This window comes from Burkholderia sp. 572, from assembly GCF_040545135.1.
In the GTDB taxonomy this organism is placed as follows: domain Bacteria; phylum Pseudomonadota; class Gammaproteobacteria; order Burkholderiales; family Burkholderiaceae; genus Burkholderia; species Burkholderia cepacia.
Genome location: NZ_JBEPLH010000001.1, coordinates 680,842 through 696,914 on the forward strand (window position 1 = coordinate 680,842; position 16,073 = coordinate 696,914).

General features: G+C 65.4%; 15 protein-coding genes. 5 read left to right on the top strand and 10 right to left on the bottom strand.

Features of this window, described 5'->3' with window-relative positions; genetic code table 11:
* Positions 1–70: 70 nt before the first annotated feature.
* On the bottom strand, positions 71–631 hold the full coding sequence (locus ABIC51_RS03135) for a GNAT family N-acetyltransferase (protein ID WP_175862857.1): 561 nt from the start codon (positions 629–631) through the stop codon (positions 71–73).
* Positions 628–1,485 carry a class I SAM-dependent methyltransferase gene (locus ABIC51_RS03140; protein ID WP_091920585.1) on the bottom strand — a complete coding sequence of 286 codons (858 nt, stop codon included), beginning with the start codon at positions 1,483–1,485 and terminating at the stop codon, positions 628–630. The genes ABIC51_RS03135 and ABIC51_RS03140 overlap by 4 nt, the downstream gene beginning before the upstream one ends.
* 324 nt (positions 1,486–1,809) lie before the next feature.
* On the opposite strand from ABIC51_RS03140, the gene ABIC51_RS03145 reads away from it, so the two are divergent.
* Together ABIC51_RS03145 and ABIC51_RS03150 are read left to right on the top strand one after the other, a co-directional pair.
* On the top strand, positions 1,810–3,354 hold the full coding sequence (locus ABIC51_RS03145; protein WP_027790458.1) for a methyl-accepting chemotaxis protein: 1,545 nt from the start codon (positions 1,810–1,812) through the stop codon (positions 3,352–3,354).
* A 421-nt stretch (positions 3,355–3,775) separates the two neighbouring features.
* Entirely contained in the window at positions 3,776–5,320 is a 1,545-nt protein-coding gene (locus ABIC51_RS03150; RefSeq protein ID WP_027790459.1) for a methyl-accepting chemotaxis protein, read from the top strand.
* Between the two features lie 71 nt (positions 5,321–5,391).
* On the opposite strand, the gene ABIC51_RS03155 is transcribed toward ABIC51_RS03150, so the two are convergent.
* The 7 genes from ABIC51_RS03155 to ABIC51_RS03185 all read right to left on the bottom strand — a co-directional run bounded on the left by ABIC51_RS03155 (position 5,392) and on the right by ABIC51_RS03185 (position 11,502).
* The gene (locus ABIC51_RS03155; protein ID WP_146253724.1) at positions 5,392–5,841 is read right to left on the bottom strand and encodes an OmpA family protein; all 450 of its coding nucleotides are present in this window, start codon (positions 5,839–5,841) and stop codon (positions 5,392–5,394) included.
* A 415-nt stretch (positions 5,842–6,256) separates the two neighbouring features.
* Entirely contained in the window at positions 6,257–6,715 is a 459-nt protein-coding gene (locus tag ABIC51_RS03160; RefSeq protein WP_226128779.1) for an OmpA family protein, read from the bottom strand.
* A complete protein-coding gene (locus ABIC51_RS03165) occupies positions 6,708–7,355 on the bottom strand; it encodes a M35 family metalloendopeptidase (RefSeq protein WP_048028574.1) in 648 nt (215 codons plus the stop codon). The genes ABIC51_RS03160 and ABIC51_RS03165 overlap by 8 nt, the downstream gene beginning before the upstream one ends.
* 4 nt (positions 7,356–7,359) lie before the next feature.
* Positions 7,360–7,896: a PAAR domain-containing protein gene (locus ABIC51_RS03170; RefSeq protein WP_081075790.1), complete on the bottom strand. Its 537-nt coding sequence runs from the start codon at positions 7,894–7,896 to the stop codon at positions 7,360–7,362.
* A gap of 50 nt (positions 7,897–7,946) precedes the next feature.
* Positions 7,947–8,120, bottom strand: a complete 174-nt coding sequence (locus tag ABIC51_RS03175; RefSeq protein ID WP_155635659.1) for a hypothetical protein — start codon at positions 8,118–8,120, stop codon at positions 7,947–7,949.
* 545 nt (positions 8,121–8,665) lie between these two features.
* Complete coding sequence (gene gabD / locus ABIC51_RS03180; RefSeq protein ID WP_021156413.1) at positions 8,666–10,135, bottom strand: NADP-dependent succinate-semialdehyde dehydrogenase; 1,470 nt, start codon at positions 10,133–10,135, stop codon at positions 8,666–8,668.
* An 83-nt stretch (positions 10,136–10,218) separates the two neighbouring features.
* Complete coding sequence (locus ABIC51_RS03185) at positions 10,219–11,502, bottom strand: 4-aminobutyrate--2-oxoglutarate transaminase (RefSeq protein WP_027790460.1); 1,284 nt, start codon at positions 11,500–11,502, stop codon at positions 10,219–10,221.
* 126 nt (positions 11,503–11,628) lie between these two features.
* Here ABIC51_RS03185 and pdxR point away from each other — a divergent pair, with 126 nt between their 5' ends.
* Complete coding sequence (pdxR, locus tag ABIC51_RS03190; RefSeq protein WP_059695399.1) at positions 11,629–13,140, top strand: MocR-like pyridoxine biosynthesis transcription factor PdxR; 1,512 nt, start codon at positions 11,629–11,631, stop codon at positions 13,138–13,140.
* 51 nt (positions 13,141–13,191) lie between these two features.
* Here pdxR and ABIC51_RS03195 read toward each other — a convergent pair whose 3' ends face one another.
* Complete coding sequence (locus tag ABIC51_RS03195; RefSeq protein WP_354006345.1) at positions 13,192–14,028, bottom strand: EamA family transporter; 837 nt, start codon at positions 14,026–14,028, stop codon at positions 13,192–13,194.
* A gap of 116 nt (positions 14,029–14,144) precedes the next feature.
* On the opposite strand from ABIC51_RS03195, the gene selD reads away from it, so the two are divergent.
* Both selD and ABIC51_RS03205 read left to right on the top strand, forming a co-directional pair.
* A complete protein-coding gene (gene selD / locus ABIC51_RS03200; RefSeq protein ID WP_027790463.1) occupies positions 14,145–15,209 on the top strand; it encodes a selenide, water dikinase SelD in 1,065 nt (354 codons plus the stop codon).
* Between the two features lie 72 nt (positions 15,210–15,281).
* Entirely contained in the window at positions 15,282–15,872 is a 591-nt protein-coding gene (locus tag ABIC51_RS03205) for a LysE family translocator (RefSeq protein WP_027790464.1), read from the top strand.
* The last annotated feature ends 201 nt before the right edge of the window (positions 15,873–16,073 follow it).

A 16,073-nucleotide genomic window follows, 5' to 3' on the forward strand; every position in this document is an offset into this window, starting at 1 on the left:
TGATTGCGCGATGGCCGAGGGCAGCCGAGGCAACGCGGGACATCCCGCGCTTCATACGCGTGCCGGCGCGTCAGGCCGCGGGCCCTTCCAGATGAATGTCGTCCGGCTCGAGCGCGTAAAGCGCCGGGTCGGGCGCTGTGCTGACCGTGAAGCCGAGCCGCAGGTAGAAGTCGATCGTGCGCTGCGACGGCGTCGCGGACACGTACAGGCGTGCGGCGCCCATCGCGTGCGCCTGCTCGCGGGCTGCGCGGTAGAGCTGCTCGCCGAGCCCGCAGCCGCGCCAGTCGCGGCTCACGTGCAGGAACTTCAATTGCAGCATGTCGCCGTGCGGGCCGAGCGGCCGGCTGTCGACGACGACCGCCGCGACGAGCCGTTCGCCGTCGAACATGCCGAGGCACCAGCCGCCGCGATCGTGGCAGTCGATCAGGATCGGCGTGTAGTGGTCGGCTTCGCCTTCCGGCCAGCCGCCGACGTCGTAGAACTCAGGAACGAGATGCAGCGCGCCGTCGCGCAGCACGTACAGGTGCTCGATGATCTCGCGCCGGTCGATGGTCCACACGAGCGGCACTTCGTCGCGCGTGAGCGGGCGTGCGCAAAGCGCGTCGCGTTCGGCGGCGGTGCGGCGCGTCATGCGGCCTCCCGATGCGCGGCGATCGCATACATCAGCGGCAGGCTCGGCATGTGACCGGGCGGCACCATCCGGCGGCCGTCCAGCTCGCGCATGCCGTCGAAGCCCTTCCAGCCGTTCGAATACGGATATTCGGTCAGGCGGTCGATCGCGAGCCCCGCCGACACGAGTGCGTTCACGACCTCGCCGATGCCCCACATGAACTCGTAGCTCGGATGCGGGTTCGCGAAATCGACGACGCCAGGATGGTCGTGCTGCGCGCCGAGCCCCGTGCCGGATACGGCGACGTAATCGCCGACGCCTGTCGGCTCCTCGGTCGCGTCGCTTTTGAAATAGTCGTAGTGCGGCTTCCACTGTTCGTCGAAATACAGCGCGAACGGATGGAACTCGACCATCGCGAAACGGCCGCCCGGCGCGAGCAGCGCGGCGATCCCGCGCGCCCACGCGTTCAGGTCGGACAGCCAGCAGATCGCGCCATACGACGTGAACACGCGGTCGAAGCGCTCGCCGCGCGCGGCGGCCTCGGGCATCCAGTCGAGCACGTCGGCGCGCTCGAAACGCGCGGGCAGGCCCGCGTCGGCCGACAGTTGCCGTGCGAACGCGATTGCTTCGTCGGAGATGTCGACGCCCGTCGCATCCGCGCCCTCGCGCACGAGGCTCAGCGTGTCCTGCCCCGCGTTGCATTGCAGGTGCAGGAGCCGCAGCCCGCCGACGTCGCCGAGCAGTTCGCGTTCTTCCGGATAGAGCGTCGAGCCGCCCGCGCGGAAAAACGCGGCCTGATCGCCTTTGTGGCTGTTATGCGCGACTGTCGCGGTATTCCAGGACAGCCGATTCAGTTCGTGTAATGCCTTTTTCATCGAATTCGAATACCGGTTGAATGGAGCAGGATAAACGGAATCGTTTCGCCGCGCGCAACGGTCGATGGCGTGGGTCTGCCACGCGACGTCGTTGCGCAGCGTGGCGTGACATTGGGATGAACGCTCGCGGCGATTATTGCCGGATTATTTGATCGAAATCATGGCGGCGGACGAATTGGATATTTTATTCAAGGAAAGGGTAAGGTTTTTCCCCAATATGCCGACAGTAAGATGAAGACCGTCGTTAAGCGATAAACCGTTTTTCGGCTACTGAGCGTGATTTCAGCGCGGCGCGGACGACAGATCCGCCTTTCGGAGCCTTGCATGCGCAATAACCAGCCCGTTACCCAACAGGAATTCGATTTTCCCGACGACGTCACGCTGATGTCGACGACCGATGCAGACAGCATCATCACCTACGCCAACACGACGTTCGCGCAGGTGAGCGGCTTCACGAACGAGGAACTCGTCGGCCAGCCGCACAACGTGGTGCGCCACCCGGACATGCCGCGCGAGGCGTTTGCCGACATGTGGGCGACGCTCCAGCGCGGCGAGCCGTGGACCGCGCTCGTGAAGAACCGCCGCAAGAACGGCGATCACTACTGGGTGCGTGCGAACGCGATACCCGTGATGCGCAACGGCGAGCCGCAGGGCTACATGTCGGTGCGCACGAGGGCGCCGCACGACGAGAGCGCGGCCGCCGACGCGCTGTATCGCGCGTTCCGCGACGGCAAGGCCGGCCAGCGCCGGTTCCACAAGGGGCTGGTGATCCGCACGGGGCTGCTGCGTATCGCGTCGCTGTCGCAGACGATGTCGGTGCGCGCGCGCGTGCATTCGGCGCTGTGCGTGCTTGCGCCGGCGGTCGTCGGCGCGGGCTGGGCGTGCGGGCTCGCCGGTGGCGGCCTCGCGGCATTTGCCGGCGTGACGGTCGGCGTGGCGGCGGCGGCCGGCCTGTGGCTCGATGCGCAGATCGTGCGTCCGCTGAAGCGGCTGCACGACCAGGCGCTGAACGTCGCGACCGGCGAAAGCCGGCGCGGCGTGCGGATGAACCGCGTCGACGAGATCGGCATGACGCTGCGCACGATCAACCAGCTCGGGCTGATGTTCCGCTGGCTCGTCGACGACGTCAGCGAGCAGGTGCACAACGTGCAGCGCGCGAGCAACGAGATCGCGCAGGGCAACAACGACCTGAGCGCGCGTACCGAGCAGGCGGCGTCGAGCGTGCAGGAGACGGCTGCGTCGATGGCCGAGATGACGGCGACCGTCGACAGCAACGCGGAGACCGCACTGCAGGCGAACCGGCTCGCGATGTCGGCGAGCGAAGTGGCCGGCCGCGGCGGGCAGGCGGTGGGCGAGGTCGTCGCGACGATGAGCGACATCACCGCCAGCTCGCGAAAGATCTCGGACATCATCGGCGTGATCGACGGCATCGCGTTCCAGACCAACATCCTTGCGTTGAACGCGGCCGTGGAAGCGGCGCGCGCCGGCGAACAGGGGCGCGGCTTCGCGGTGGTCGCCGGCGAGGTGCGGGCGCTCGCGCAGCGCAGTGCGAACGCGGCGAAGGAGATCAAGACGCTGATCGGCGCGAGCGTCGAGCGCGTCGAGTCGGGCGCGCGGCGCGTGGACGAGGCCGGCAAGACGATGGAGGACATCGTCGCGCAGGTGAAGCGCGTGTCGGATCTGATCGCGGAGATCAGCTCGTCGACGGCCGAGCAGAGCACCGGGGTGTCGCAGGTCGACCAGGCGGTGGTGCACCTGGACAACATCACGCAACAGAACGCGGCACTGGTCGAGCAGAGCACGGCGGCGTCGGAGAGCCTGAAGCAACAGGCAACGCGTCTCGTGGATGCGGTGAACGTGTTCCGGTGATTGTCGGGGCGCGCACGCGATGTGCGCGCCCGATCGATGCATCGTGACATCGTGATTGACGCGCGTAATGCGCGTTCAGGTTTTTCGATTCAATCAAAATACGCGAAACGAGAAATATTCGTATTCAGGATTTTGCATTCATGCATTGAATCGATTCGGACGAATTACGCGGATTAATCAGACGAATATTCGTCAAACCGTTGCCTGGCCTGGTGTTTAGTTTCATCAGTAAACGGATTGTTCGGTAAAGGCAAGGTGATGCATTTTTAATGCATATTTACCCGGGCAAGGCATAATGTTTTCGTAAAAGTTGCCGAAAGTGCAGGAGCATGACCAATGCGCATGCGGATTGACCGCAATGTGCAGGGTCGCGAATCAATCGACAAGCGGACGCAAGATCCGTTACCCGGAGCTCCACACCATGCGCAACAACCAGCCCGTCACGCAACGCGAATTCGATTTTCCCGACGACGCGACGCTGATGTCGACCACCGACGCGAACAGCTACATTACCTACGCGAACGCGGCATTCATCCAGGTCAGCGGTTTTTCTCCCGAAGAGATCGAGGGCCAGCCGCACAACGTCGTGCGGCATCCGGACATGCCGAAGGAGGCGTTCGCCGACATGTGGGCGACGCTCAAGGGCGGCGAGCCGTGGACCGCGCTCGTGAAGAACCGCCGCAAGAACGGCGATCACTACTGGGTGCGTGCGAACGCGATACCCGTGATGCGCAACGGCGAGCCGAAGGGCTACATGTCGGTGCGCACGAAGGCGACGCGCGACGAGATCGCGGCCGCGGAGGCGCTCTACAAGGACTTCCGCGAAGGTCGGGCCGGCAACCGGCATTTTCACAAGGGGTTGATCGTCCGCAAGGGTGTGGCCGGTTTCACGTCGCTGTTCCAGACGATGTCGGTGCGGGCGCGGCTCCATGCGGCGCTGTGCGTGTTTGCGCCGGTCGTGGTGGCCGGCGGCTGGGCGTGCGGGCTGGCCGGTGGCGGGCTCGCCGCGTTCGCGGCGGTGACGGCCGGCGCCGCGGTGGCCGCGGGGCTGTGGCTCGATGCGCAGATTGCGCGCCCGCTCGTGCAGTTGCGCGACGAGGCGTTGCGCGTCGCGACCGGCGAGAGCCGCAGCGGCGTGCGGATGAACCGTGTCGACGAGATCGGCATGACGCTGCGCACGATCAACCAGCTCGGGCTGATGTTCCGCTGGCTGGTTGACGATGTCAGCGAACAGGTGCTGAACGTGCAGCGCGCGAGCAACGAGATCGCGCAGGGCAACAACGACCTGAGCGCGCGCACCGAGCAGGCTTCGACGAGCGTGCAGCAGACGGCCGCATCGATGGCCGAGATGACGGCGACCGTGTCGAGCAATGCGGAGACGGCGCTGCAGGCGAACCAGTTGTCGGTGTCGGCGAGCGAAGCCGCCGGGCGCGGCGGGCAGGCGGTGAGCGAGGTGGTGGCGACGATGAACGACATCACCGCCAGCTCGCGAAAGATCTCGGACATCATCGGCGTGATCGACGGCATCGCGTTCCAGACCAACATTCTTGCGCTGAATGCGGCCGTTGAAGCGGCGCGGGCCGGAGATCAGGGGCGCGGTTTCGCGGTGGTGGCCGGTGAGGTGCGGGCGCTCGCGCAGCGCAGCGCGAACGCGGCGAAGGAGATCAAGACGCTGATCGGCGCGAGCGTCGAGCGCGTCGAATCGGGTGCGCGGATCGTCGACGGCGCGGGCAAGACGATGGAGGACATCGTCACGCAGGTGAAGCGCGTGTCGGATCTGATCGCGGAGATCAGCTCGTCGACGGCCGAGCAGAGCACGGGCGTCGCGCAGGTCGACCAGGCGGTGGTGCACCTGGACAACATCACGCAGCAGAACGCGGCACTGGTCGAGCAGAGCACGGCGGCATCGGAGAGCCTGAAGCAGCAGGCGACGCGGCTGGTGGAGGCGGTGAACGTGTTTCGGTGATGGCGGGAACGCGTGAAGCAGGAGGAAGGCGGCCCGCGTTGTGCGGGCCGGTTTGGGCGTGTCCTGCTATGTCATTGCGCCCTGGGTACGGGATTCAGGTTCGGGCAACAGTGGTTGGGGCATCCCGGACTGACGTTCACTTCAACGCGTCGCCCGGATTGACCGAACTCGTCTGGCTTGAAAATCTTCCCCGCCAGGGCGCTTTTCTCGCCACGGATCGAATGCCGATCCAGAACAGCCATCACGTTTTCCGCTCGTTGCGTTGCGAGCTGTTGCGCGTTGTTCTCGGTTCGTTCGGCCAGTCCGATAAGCCATACCGTATCAATGATCGGAAATCGCTTGTGCATGTCGCTCGACCATGCCGACAACCTCGAGAGTTCGGTCGGAGAAATCGCACTCGAATCCGCATCGAAAACAATATCGATGTAATGGGCGGGCATGTTCGACGCACCGTCACAGGCGAACGCTGCCTGTGCGCAGCTCAACGCGAGCGCGGCGGCGGTCAGGAGTTTAGTCGCCATCGATATCGTACCCGCGGCGCCGTTGGCATTTTTGAATGAGGACACCCGCATCCGGGATGCGTTCCATGGTCAGCGATTGATGAGTTTGCTGTGTGGCGCTACTCGTGGGTCGTCGCACATCCATGCGCAGCTACCTTTATCTTTGATTCGTGATACTGCTAGCCGAACGAGTCACTGCAGAATTTCGAATAGCCGGCAATGCCTCGCTTGTGCGGGCTGGGTTCGCATACGACGGCGTGATTTTGGCCGCTGTCCGGCAGGCTTGCACAATTGGATTCCTGTTGTCGGAGAGTCTGAAGCAGCAGGCGACGCGGCTGGTGGAGGCGCTCAACCTGTTCCGCTAATCGCGGGAACCTGCGAGGCAGGAGGAAGACAGCCCGCATCGCGCGGGCCGGCGTGGGTGCGTCGTGTTACCTCATTGCGCCCTGGGTGTGGGATTCAGGTTCGGGCAGCAGTGGTTAGGGCATCCCGGGCCGAATGTGATCTCGACGCGCCGCCCGTTGTCATCAAACTCGCTCGCAGGAAACGGCAGCTTGTAGATTCGCGCGATCATCGAATTTCGTTCGCCCCGAATCAAGAATTGATCTAGCGCGCTTTTGACGTTCGCTGCGCGTCGGTGCGCAAGCTCTTGCGCGCTTCGTTCCGTCGGCTCGGCCAATCCGACAACTGACACCACATCGACAATGGGGAAGCGATTGCGCATGTCGTTCGACCATACGGACAGCTTCGCCAGTTCGGAGGTAGATAGGTCGCTTGAATTGTTGTCGAATCGAACATCGAAATCCCAACCGGGCATGTTCGACGGACCATCGCATGCGAACGCCGTATGTGCGCAGCTCAACACGAGCGCGGCGGCAGTGACGACCTTATTCAATGTCAACAACGTACCCCGCGATGCTGTCGGCATTGTTGATTGCCAAGTCTGGGTTTGACCGTCCCCAACCGGGGAGCAAGGGCGTAATCGTGTATTGGTCATCGGTCGACGACATGGTGTCTTGGAAATGGGTGGCTTCGTGAATGATAGTTGACACGTGCGAATCAGCGTTCGCTGTCCACGGGCGCATCGTGCAGAATCGCCCACTGATGGCGATCGTGTGTGTTGCCGTGTCCGGCGCGCATACGTGGGCGGCCTCGTTTGTCGTTCCTCGTGGGTGAGGCGTGCAACCCGTCGCAAGATCGCCAGCGCTGCCGCTTCGAACCACATTGTTCTCGTTGAATGCTCGAACCACGGCAAGCACTTTCGTCAGGCCGGTGAGTAGGTGCATACGCGTGCGCTCGTCATTTCGACCGAACCATTTGAATACCCGGCCCTTATCGACCTTCGACCACTTTTGTAAATCAGCAATGCGGATCGTCAACCGGTCAATCGCTCGTCCTTGCGCTACGGAAAAAACCTTGCGGAATTCCGAATTGGTCATGTTTTCGCAGATCGGTCGCAAGTCAACATCGGCAAATGTCTGCGATCCTGCGGTGGTGTTTGTTGTTGTCTCGGCGACGGTAGTTTGGTTTCCCATCGTTTCAGTCCTCGATTACAAGCTTCAATGCTTCCGCATGTTCTGTTCGTACGCGCACGGTACAGCCGTGCCGATCACTCACGCCGGATGCATGCACGTTTCCGGATCGATCCTTGATCCAGTAGCGCACGTTGCTTAACGGTTGCTTCGTCCTCACGTCGCGGATCACAAATTGATCGCTGTAAATGTCCGATGCCGGCGCGTACCGCGTGGGTGGGAATGCCGAATATCCGATGAAGGGGGTAGCCGAGCCATGGCCGCTGCTGTCTTCAATGAAAAACATGCAGTTGTTGCTCGCGACTAAAAAGTTTTGTCCGCATGGACAAAGTACCGCGTCGCCCTCGACGGCTACGGCACGTCCGTCACCGACGACGGATACCGCGCTTCCCGCTATCGGGAACCTTCCCTCGCAATTTCCACACGTCGCTTTGTCGCCATCCAAGGCAATGTGCTTGTCGTCCACGAATATGCTTGCAGTGCCTGCGATAACGATTCCACCTGTCGTCGTTGCGTCGCCGTTCCTGATCGCTCGTCGGCTCATGGCTATGTCCTCAATCGAAGTTGGTAAAGACCCAATCGGCTGACTCCGGGTCATAAATCGCGTATTGGTCGATCGTGAAATTTTGCGAAGGCAATGGTCGTAGGAGTGCGCGCGAGTGCTTCTGTTTCCGCATCGGCCTGCGAGGTGTGTCGCTGCTGCACCATCGCGTAAAGCCGGATCGATGAGCGAATAAAGTACGGGTAGGCGGCATGTTCTTCTTCCATGGACTCGGATACCTTGTGTATGGACGAGCCATAGACAGTGGCCGGTAAGACTTTCTCTGTCTATAGAACGAGTACGATTCTTATTTTGGAGTCCGACGGAGATTGATGATCAAAAGCGATCATCGAGGTCGACGCGAAGGGGTATCGAGCAGAACGCGGCCGAGCGTTATAACTGCCCGTCCGTCAAGTCGGAGACTATTAACGTATGTCACGGCACCACCCGCTGCAGCGGTTCCTGCGTGCACTGACTCTGCACACTGGGGGGCCGTAGGATGAAGTGTTCATGCGCGTGCAAACCGGATCGAGGCGGAGCGCTCAATCTGGCGGCGTGCAGCGAAGTGAGAAATGAGACTGGAACGAGATTCGCGCGCGATACGACGTATCGGCGGATACAGCGATCGAAACAGGGTACGCAGAGCGGGGCGACCTCGTGCGTAACGAGACGACGCGGGCACGACGGAGAGGGACGCCGGCCCGCGTCGGACCGCCCGGTTCCGGCCGGGCGGTCAGGGCCTGTCACCGAAGCGGTGCCAGGCCCTGAACCGTCAGACGGCGAGGCAGAGGTACTTGATCACGACGTAGTCGTCGATGCCGTAGTGCGAGCCTTCGCGGCCGAGGCCCGATTGCTTCACGCCACCGAACGGTGCGACTTCGTTCGAGATCAGGCCCGTGTTCACGCCGACCATCCCGTATTCGAGCGCTTCGGCGACCTTCCACACGCGGCCGATGTCGCGGCTGTAGAAGTAAGCGGCGAGGCCGAATTCGGTGTCGTTCGCGAGGCGGATCACTTCATCGTCGCTGCCGAACTTGAACAGCGGCGCGAGCGGCCCGAACGTCTCTTCCTTCGCGACCTTCATCGCCGGCGTGACGCCCGTCAGCACGGTCGGCTCGAAGAAGCCGTGGCCCAGCGCGTGGCGCTTGCCGCCCGTCACGACGGTCGCGCCCTTCGCGAGCGCGTCCTCGATGTGCGCCTCGACCTTCAGCACCGCTGCTTCGTTGATCAGCGGGCCTTGCGTGACGCCCGGCTCGGTGCCGCGGCCCACCTTCAACTGGCCGACGGCTGCCGCGAGCTTCTGCGCGAACTGGTCGTACACGGCTTCATGCACGTAGAAGCGGTTCGTGCACACGCAGGTCTGGCCGCTGTTGCGGTACTTCGATGCGATCGCGCCCTGCACGGCCGCGTCGAGATCGGCGTCGTCGAACACGATGAACGGCGCGTTGCCGCCGAGCTCCAGCGACACCTTCTTGACCGTCGCCGCGCATTGCGACATCAGCAGGCGGCCGACCGGCGTCGAGCCGGTGAACGACAGCTTGCGCACGATCGGGTTCGACGTCAGCTCGCCGCCGATCGCCTTCGGGTCGCCCGTGACGACGCTGAACACGCCGGCCGGCACGCCCGCACGCTCGGCCAGCACGGCCATCGCGAGCGCGGAGAACGGCGTCGCCTCGGCCGGCTTCACGACGATCGGGCAGCCTGCGGCGAGTGCCGGGCCGACCTTGCGCGTGATCATCGCCGCCGGGAAGTTCCACGGCGTGATCGCCGCGCACACGCCGATCGCTTCCTTCGTCACGACGATGCGCTTGTCGCTCGCCGGCGTCGGGATCGTGTCGCCGTACACGCGCTTGCCTTCTTCCGCGAACCATTCGAGGAACGATGCGGCATAGCCGATCTCGCCCTTCGCTTCAGCCAGCGACTTGCCCTGCTCGGTCGTCAGGATCAGCGCGAGGTCGTCGGCGTTTTCCATCATCAGGTCGTGCCACTTGCGCAGGACGACCGCGCGTTCCTTCGCGGTCTTCTTGCGCCACGCCGGCCATGCGGCGTTCGCGGCTTCGATCGCGTGACGCGTCTCGGCCGTGCCCATCGCCGGCACGGTGCCGAGCAGGCCGCCCGTCGCCGGGTTGCGGACTTCGAACGTCTCGCCGTTCGTCGCGCCTTGCCATTCGCCGTTGACGTACGCCTGCTGGCGGAACAGCGACGGATCTTTCAGTGCCAGGGTTTCCTGAACAGTGCTCATATGAATCGCCTGCTTTGAAGATGACGGATAAAAAGGCCGCCGCCGTCGTGACGACGGCGGCGGCGCATTCGGAAGGCAGGAACTCAGGCGGGCACGCCGACCGTTTCCTTCAGCACTTCCTCGAGGATCACGAGCGCTTCGTCGAACACGACCTGCGTGATCGTCAGCGGGAACAGGAAGCGCACGACGTTCGAGTACACGCCGCATACGAGCAGCAGCAGGCCGCGCTCGAGCGCACGCGTCTGCACGCGCTTCGTGAACTCGGCATCCGGCTCGCCCGAACCCGGCTTCAGGAACTCGACCGCGATCATCGCGCCCGGGCCGCGCACGTCGGCGATCTGCGGCACGTCGGCCTGCAGCGCGTTCAGCTTCGCCTTCAGCACGTCGCCGAGTTGCGTCGCGCGCTCGCACAGCTTCTCTTCGTCGATGATCTCGAGCACGGCGTGCGCCGATGCCACGGCCAGCGGGTTGCCCGCATACGTGCCGCCGAGGCCGCCGGGCGCTGCCGCGTCCATCAGGTCGGCACGGCCGACGACGCCCGACAGCGGCATGCCGCCCGCGAGGCTCTTCGCCATCGTGATCAGGTCGGCCAGCACGTCGTAGTGCTGCATCGCGAACAGCTTGCCGGTACGGGCGAAGCCCGTCTGCACTTCGTCGGCGATCAGCAGGATGCCGTGTTCGTTACAGATCTTGCGCAGCGCGCGCACGAATTCGGCCGGCGCCGGGTTGAAGCCGCCTTCGCCCTGGACCGGTTCGAAGATGATCGCGGCGACGCGCTTCGGATCGATGTCGGCCTTGAACAGCATCTCGATCGCCTTGATCGAGTCGGCCGTCGTCACGCCGTGCACGGCGTTCGGGTACGGCGCGTGGAACACGTCGCCCGGGAACGGGCCGAAGTTCAGCTTGTACGGGGCGACCTTGCCGGTCAGCGCCATGCCCATCATCGTGCGGCCGTGGAAACCGCCCGAGAAGGCGATGACGCCCGGACGGCCGGTGGCCGCGCGTGCGATCTTGATCGCGTTCTCGACGGCTTCCGCGCCGGTCGTGAAGAACGCGGTCTTCTTCGGGAAATCGCCCGGCGCGCGTGCGTTGATCTTCTCGGCCAGCTCGACGTACGACGCGTACGGGACGATCTGGTAAGCGGTGTGCGTGAAGTTGTTCAGTTGATCCGCGATCGCCTTGACGATCTTCGGGTGGCGGTGGCCGGTGTTCAGCACCGCGATGCCGGCGGCGAAATCGATGAAGCGGCGGCCTTCGACATCCCACAGTTCCGCGTTCTCGGCGCGGGCTGCGTAGAAATCGCACATCACGCCGACGCCGCGCGGGGTGGCGGCGTTCTTGCGGGCCTGCAGGTCGGCATTCTTCACGGTCATCTCCTTGATGTTCTTTCCGGTGAGGTGAAAATCGGGCGCTTCGACAGCCCATGGAGGCGACTATAATCACATTTGGCTCTGACAATCAGAGCCATTTCAATAAATATTCAGGAGCCAATCATGCGCGCGAGCGTGTTGTCGGACTGGCTGGCGCAGCGCCTCGTGCGAGGCGGCGAACAGCCGATCTACCGGCAGCTTCACCGGTTGCTGCAACAGGCGATCCTGTCGCGTGAACTGCCGGCCGGCACGCGCGTGCCGTCGTCGCGGCTCCTCGCGGCCGAACTCGGAATCGCGCGCAACACGGTCACGCAGGTTTACGAACAGCTTTCACTCGAAGGCTACGTGAACTCGGCGACCGGCCGCGGCACGTTCGTGGCCGACAGCGCGCCCGACGAGATCGTCGGCGCGCCACCCGACGCGACCGCCACCCACCCGGCGCTCGTGCAGCCGTCCGCGCGGCGGCTGTCGGCGCGCGGTACGCGGCTCGTCGAAGGGGCCGGCGTGTCGAAACGGCAGGGCGGCGCGTTCATGCCGGGCGTGCCCGATGTGTCGCGCTTTCCCGCTCGCGTGTGGACGCGGCTGCACAACAAATACTGGCGGCGGCTGCGCCCCGACCTGCTGACCTACGCGCCGGGCGGCGGGCTCGCGCTGCTGCGCGAGGCGCTGGCCGATTACCTGCGCACGTCGCGCTCGGTGCGCTGCACGCCCGAGCAGATCGTGATTACGACCGGCATCCACCAGTCGATCGACCTCGCGGTACGGCTGCTGACCGACCCGGGCGACGCGATCTGGACCGAGGACCCGTGCTACTGGGGCGTGCGCAGCGTGCTGAACGTGTCGGGGCTGACGACGCGGCCGATCCCGGTCGACGAGGAAGGCATCGCACCGTCGGCCGCCGATCTCGCCGAACCGCCGAAGCTGATGCTCGTCACGCCGTCGCACCAGTATCCGCTCGGGATGGTGATGAGCCTCGCGCGGCGGCGGATGCTGCTCGAATACGCACGCCAGCACGGTTGCTGGATCATCGAGGACGACTACGACAGCGAATTCCGCTACGGCAGCCGCCCGCTTGCGTCGCTGCAGGGGCTCGACACGGCCGGGCAGGTGATCTACGTCGGCAGTTTCGGCAAGACGCTGTTCCCGGGGCTGCGGGTCGGCTACCTGGTCGCGCCCGAGCCGCTCGCGGAAAGTTTCGCGACCGCGAGCGCCGAGTTGTACCGCGAAGGGCAGCTGCTGCAGCAGGCGGTGCTTGCCGAATTCATCGCGGAAGGGCACTTCGTGTCGCATATCCGCAAGATGCGCACGCTGTACGGGCAGCGCCGCGAGGTGCTGCTCGACGCGGTCGCGCAACGCTATGGCGACACGCTGCACGCGCTCGGCAGCGATGCCGGGCTGCATCTGGTCACGCAGTTGCCGGAAGGCGTCGACGATCGTGCGGTCGCGCAGGCCGCGCTCGAACGCAATATCGTCGTGCGACCGTTGTCGGGTTATTACGCGGATCGCGAACGCGCGGCGCCGGGGTTGCTGCTCGGTTATGCGTGCGTGCCGGAGGACGAGATCGCGACGGCGTTCGCGACGCTCGCCGAGGCGATCGACGAGCGGGCATTCGGCGGGGCGGCGGTCGCGGTCTGACGCCTGGCAGGTCGACACGACCCGCAGACGAACGCGTGTCGCGCGCGCCGCCTACAGGCGGATCAGCGCCGCGCCCACGACCACCAGCGCGCACGCGGCAAGCCGCTGCGCGCCGGGCCGCTCGCGCATCACGATCCAGCCGATCGCGACCGCGAAGATCGAACTCGTTTCGCGCAGCGCCGACACCGTCCCGACCGGCAGGTACCGGTACGCGAGGATCACGATCCCGTAAGCGGCGAGGGAGATCGTGCCGGCGATCGCGCCCTGCGTGAGCGCCGTGCGCGAGGCGAGCACCGCGCGCGGGCCGCCACGTACCGCGCAGACCAGCACGAACTGCGGCACGCTCCACAGCACGTACACCCACGCGATGTAGCCGAGCGCACTGCCGGACACCCGCGAGCCGATGCCGTCGCAGATCGAATACGCGGCGATGAACACGCCCGTGAGCAGCGCAAACGGCACGCCTTCACCGGAGAACCGGAAGCCGCGCCGCAGCGCGAGCGACATGATGCCGAACGACACGAGCGCGATGCCCGCGAAGCCGAACGGGGTCGGCTGTTCGTGGAGAAAGGCGAGCGCGAGCACCGACACGAGCAGCGGCGAGATCCCGCGCGCGATCGGATAGATCTGCCCGAACTCGCCGCTGCGGTAGGCGCGCGCCAGCGTGAAGCAGTACGCGACCTCGAGCGCGGCCGACGCGGCGATATACGGCCACGCGGCGGGTGCCGGCGCGGGCAGTAGCGCGGCGCCCGCGACGCCGAACCCGAAATAGGGCAGTGACATCGTGCCGAGCTGTACGAGCCGGTCTTCGCTGACGTGGAGGAACGCATTCCAGATGGCGTGCAGCAACGCGGAGCACAGCACGAGGCCGATGAAGAGGTGATCCATGGACGGAAGGTGCGGGCGGCAGCGGGATCGGGGAGTGCGCCGCCATTATGTGGGTATCGGGCGCACTCGCACGGAATTGTCGATAATGTCGTGTTGTTATTCACCGGATGCCGACGATGACCGAAGCCACCCAAGCCCAGCCTGCCGTTCCGCGCCTCACGAGCCTGTCGCACGGCGGCGGCTGCGGCTGCAAGATTGCGCCGGGCGTGCTGTCCGAGCTGCTGAAGCGCGCGACGCCGCCCGCGCTGTTCCCGGATCTGCTGGTCGGTACCGAGACGTCCGACGACGCGGCCGTCTACCGTCTCAACGACGAGCAGGCGATCGTCGCGACCACCGACTTCTTCATGCCGATCGTCGACGATCCGTTCGACTTCGGCCGCATCGCCGCGACCAACGCGCTGTCCGACGTGTATGCGATGGGCGGCAAGCCGATCCTCGCGCTCGCGCTGGTCGGGATGCCGATCAACGTGCTGCCGCACGAGACGATCGCGGCCGTGCTGCGCGGCGGCGAATCGGTGTGCGCGGACGCCGGCATTCCGGTGGCGGGCGGCCATTCGATCGATTCGGTCGAGCCGATCTACGGGCTCGCGGCGATCGGCGTCGTGCATCCGTCGCGCGTGAAGCGCAACGCGGCCGCGCGTGCGGGCGACGTGCTCGTGCTCGGCAAGCCGCTCGGCGTCGGCGTGCTGTCGGCCGCGCTGAAAAAGAACCAACTCGATGCCGCGGGTTACGCGCAGATGGTCGCGACGACCACCAAGCTGAACCGTCCGGGCGCCGACCTCGCCGCGCTGCCGGGCGTGCATGCGCTGACCGACGTCACGGGCTTCGGGCTGCTCGGTCATACGCTCGAACTCGCACGTGGCGCGCACCTCACCGCGCGCGTGCACTACGCGTCGCTGCCGTGGCTCGCGGGCGTCGAGGCGTTCGTGGCCGACGGCGTGTTCACCGGCGCATCGGGCCGCAACTGGGCCGCGTACGGCGCGGACGTTCAACTGGCCGACACGCTGCCGCCCGTCGCGCAGGCGCTGCTGACCGATCCGCAGACGTCGGGCGGCCTGCTGGTCGCGTGCGCGCCCGAGGCCGTCGACGACGTGCTCGCGTGCTTCCGTGCCGATGGCTTCGACCGCGCGGGCGTGATCGGCGAGATGGTGGACGGGCCTGCGCGCGTCGATGTCGCGTGATGCCGAATCGCCGCACCGGAGATTTTTGCGTTCGCTAGAATCGGTGCCTTCGATCGAAGGCATCGACGACCGATGAACGATTTCCTGTTCGGGCTGATGATCGCGCTGTCGGTCGGGCCCGTTGCGCTGATGATCGCGAACTACGGGATGCGCGCTGGCACCGCAAGCGGCGTGCGCGCGGCGGTGGGCGTCGCGACGGCCGACGGCTGCTACGCGGTCGTCGCGTTCACGCTCGGCGCGATGCTGGCGAGCACGCTCGCGGCGCATCTGTCGCTGTTTCGTCTGGTGGGGGCGCTCGTGCTGCTCGCGATGGGCGCGCGGATGCTGTGGCAGGCGTTGCGGGATCGCCGCCGCACGCTTGACGGCGATGCGCGGCCGCCGGGCAGCCGCCCGTTTGCATCGATGTTCTTCGTCACGCTGGCGAACCCGCTGACGATCCTGTTGTTCTACGGCTATGCAACGGCCGCCGCCGGCGCGCAGCGGCACTGGCTGCTCGGTGCCGCGTGCGTGTTTGCCGGCAGCCTCGCGGGGCAGCTGGTGTTCGCATTCGGCGGCAGCGTGATCGGCCGGATCGTGAAGTCGCCGGGGCTGCTCGCGGCGAGCCACGTGGTCGCGGCGCTTGTCGTGCTGGGGTATGGGGTGGCAGGACTGGCACGGCTGTAGCGGTTTGCCGGGCGACGGGCGCGCAAGTGCGATCGACGTGTCGGTGGCGATCAACCGGATAGTATTCCTGACGGTATGTCGACGTGCGGAGCGAATTTCCGTTGTGCTTCCCGCGTGCGCCGCACCCGAACCGACGCACCGGCCGTCGTTTCGTAGTCGGGTTCCGCAACGCGCACGCCCGTTCTATACTCCGTCGCGCAG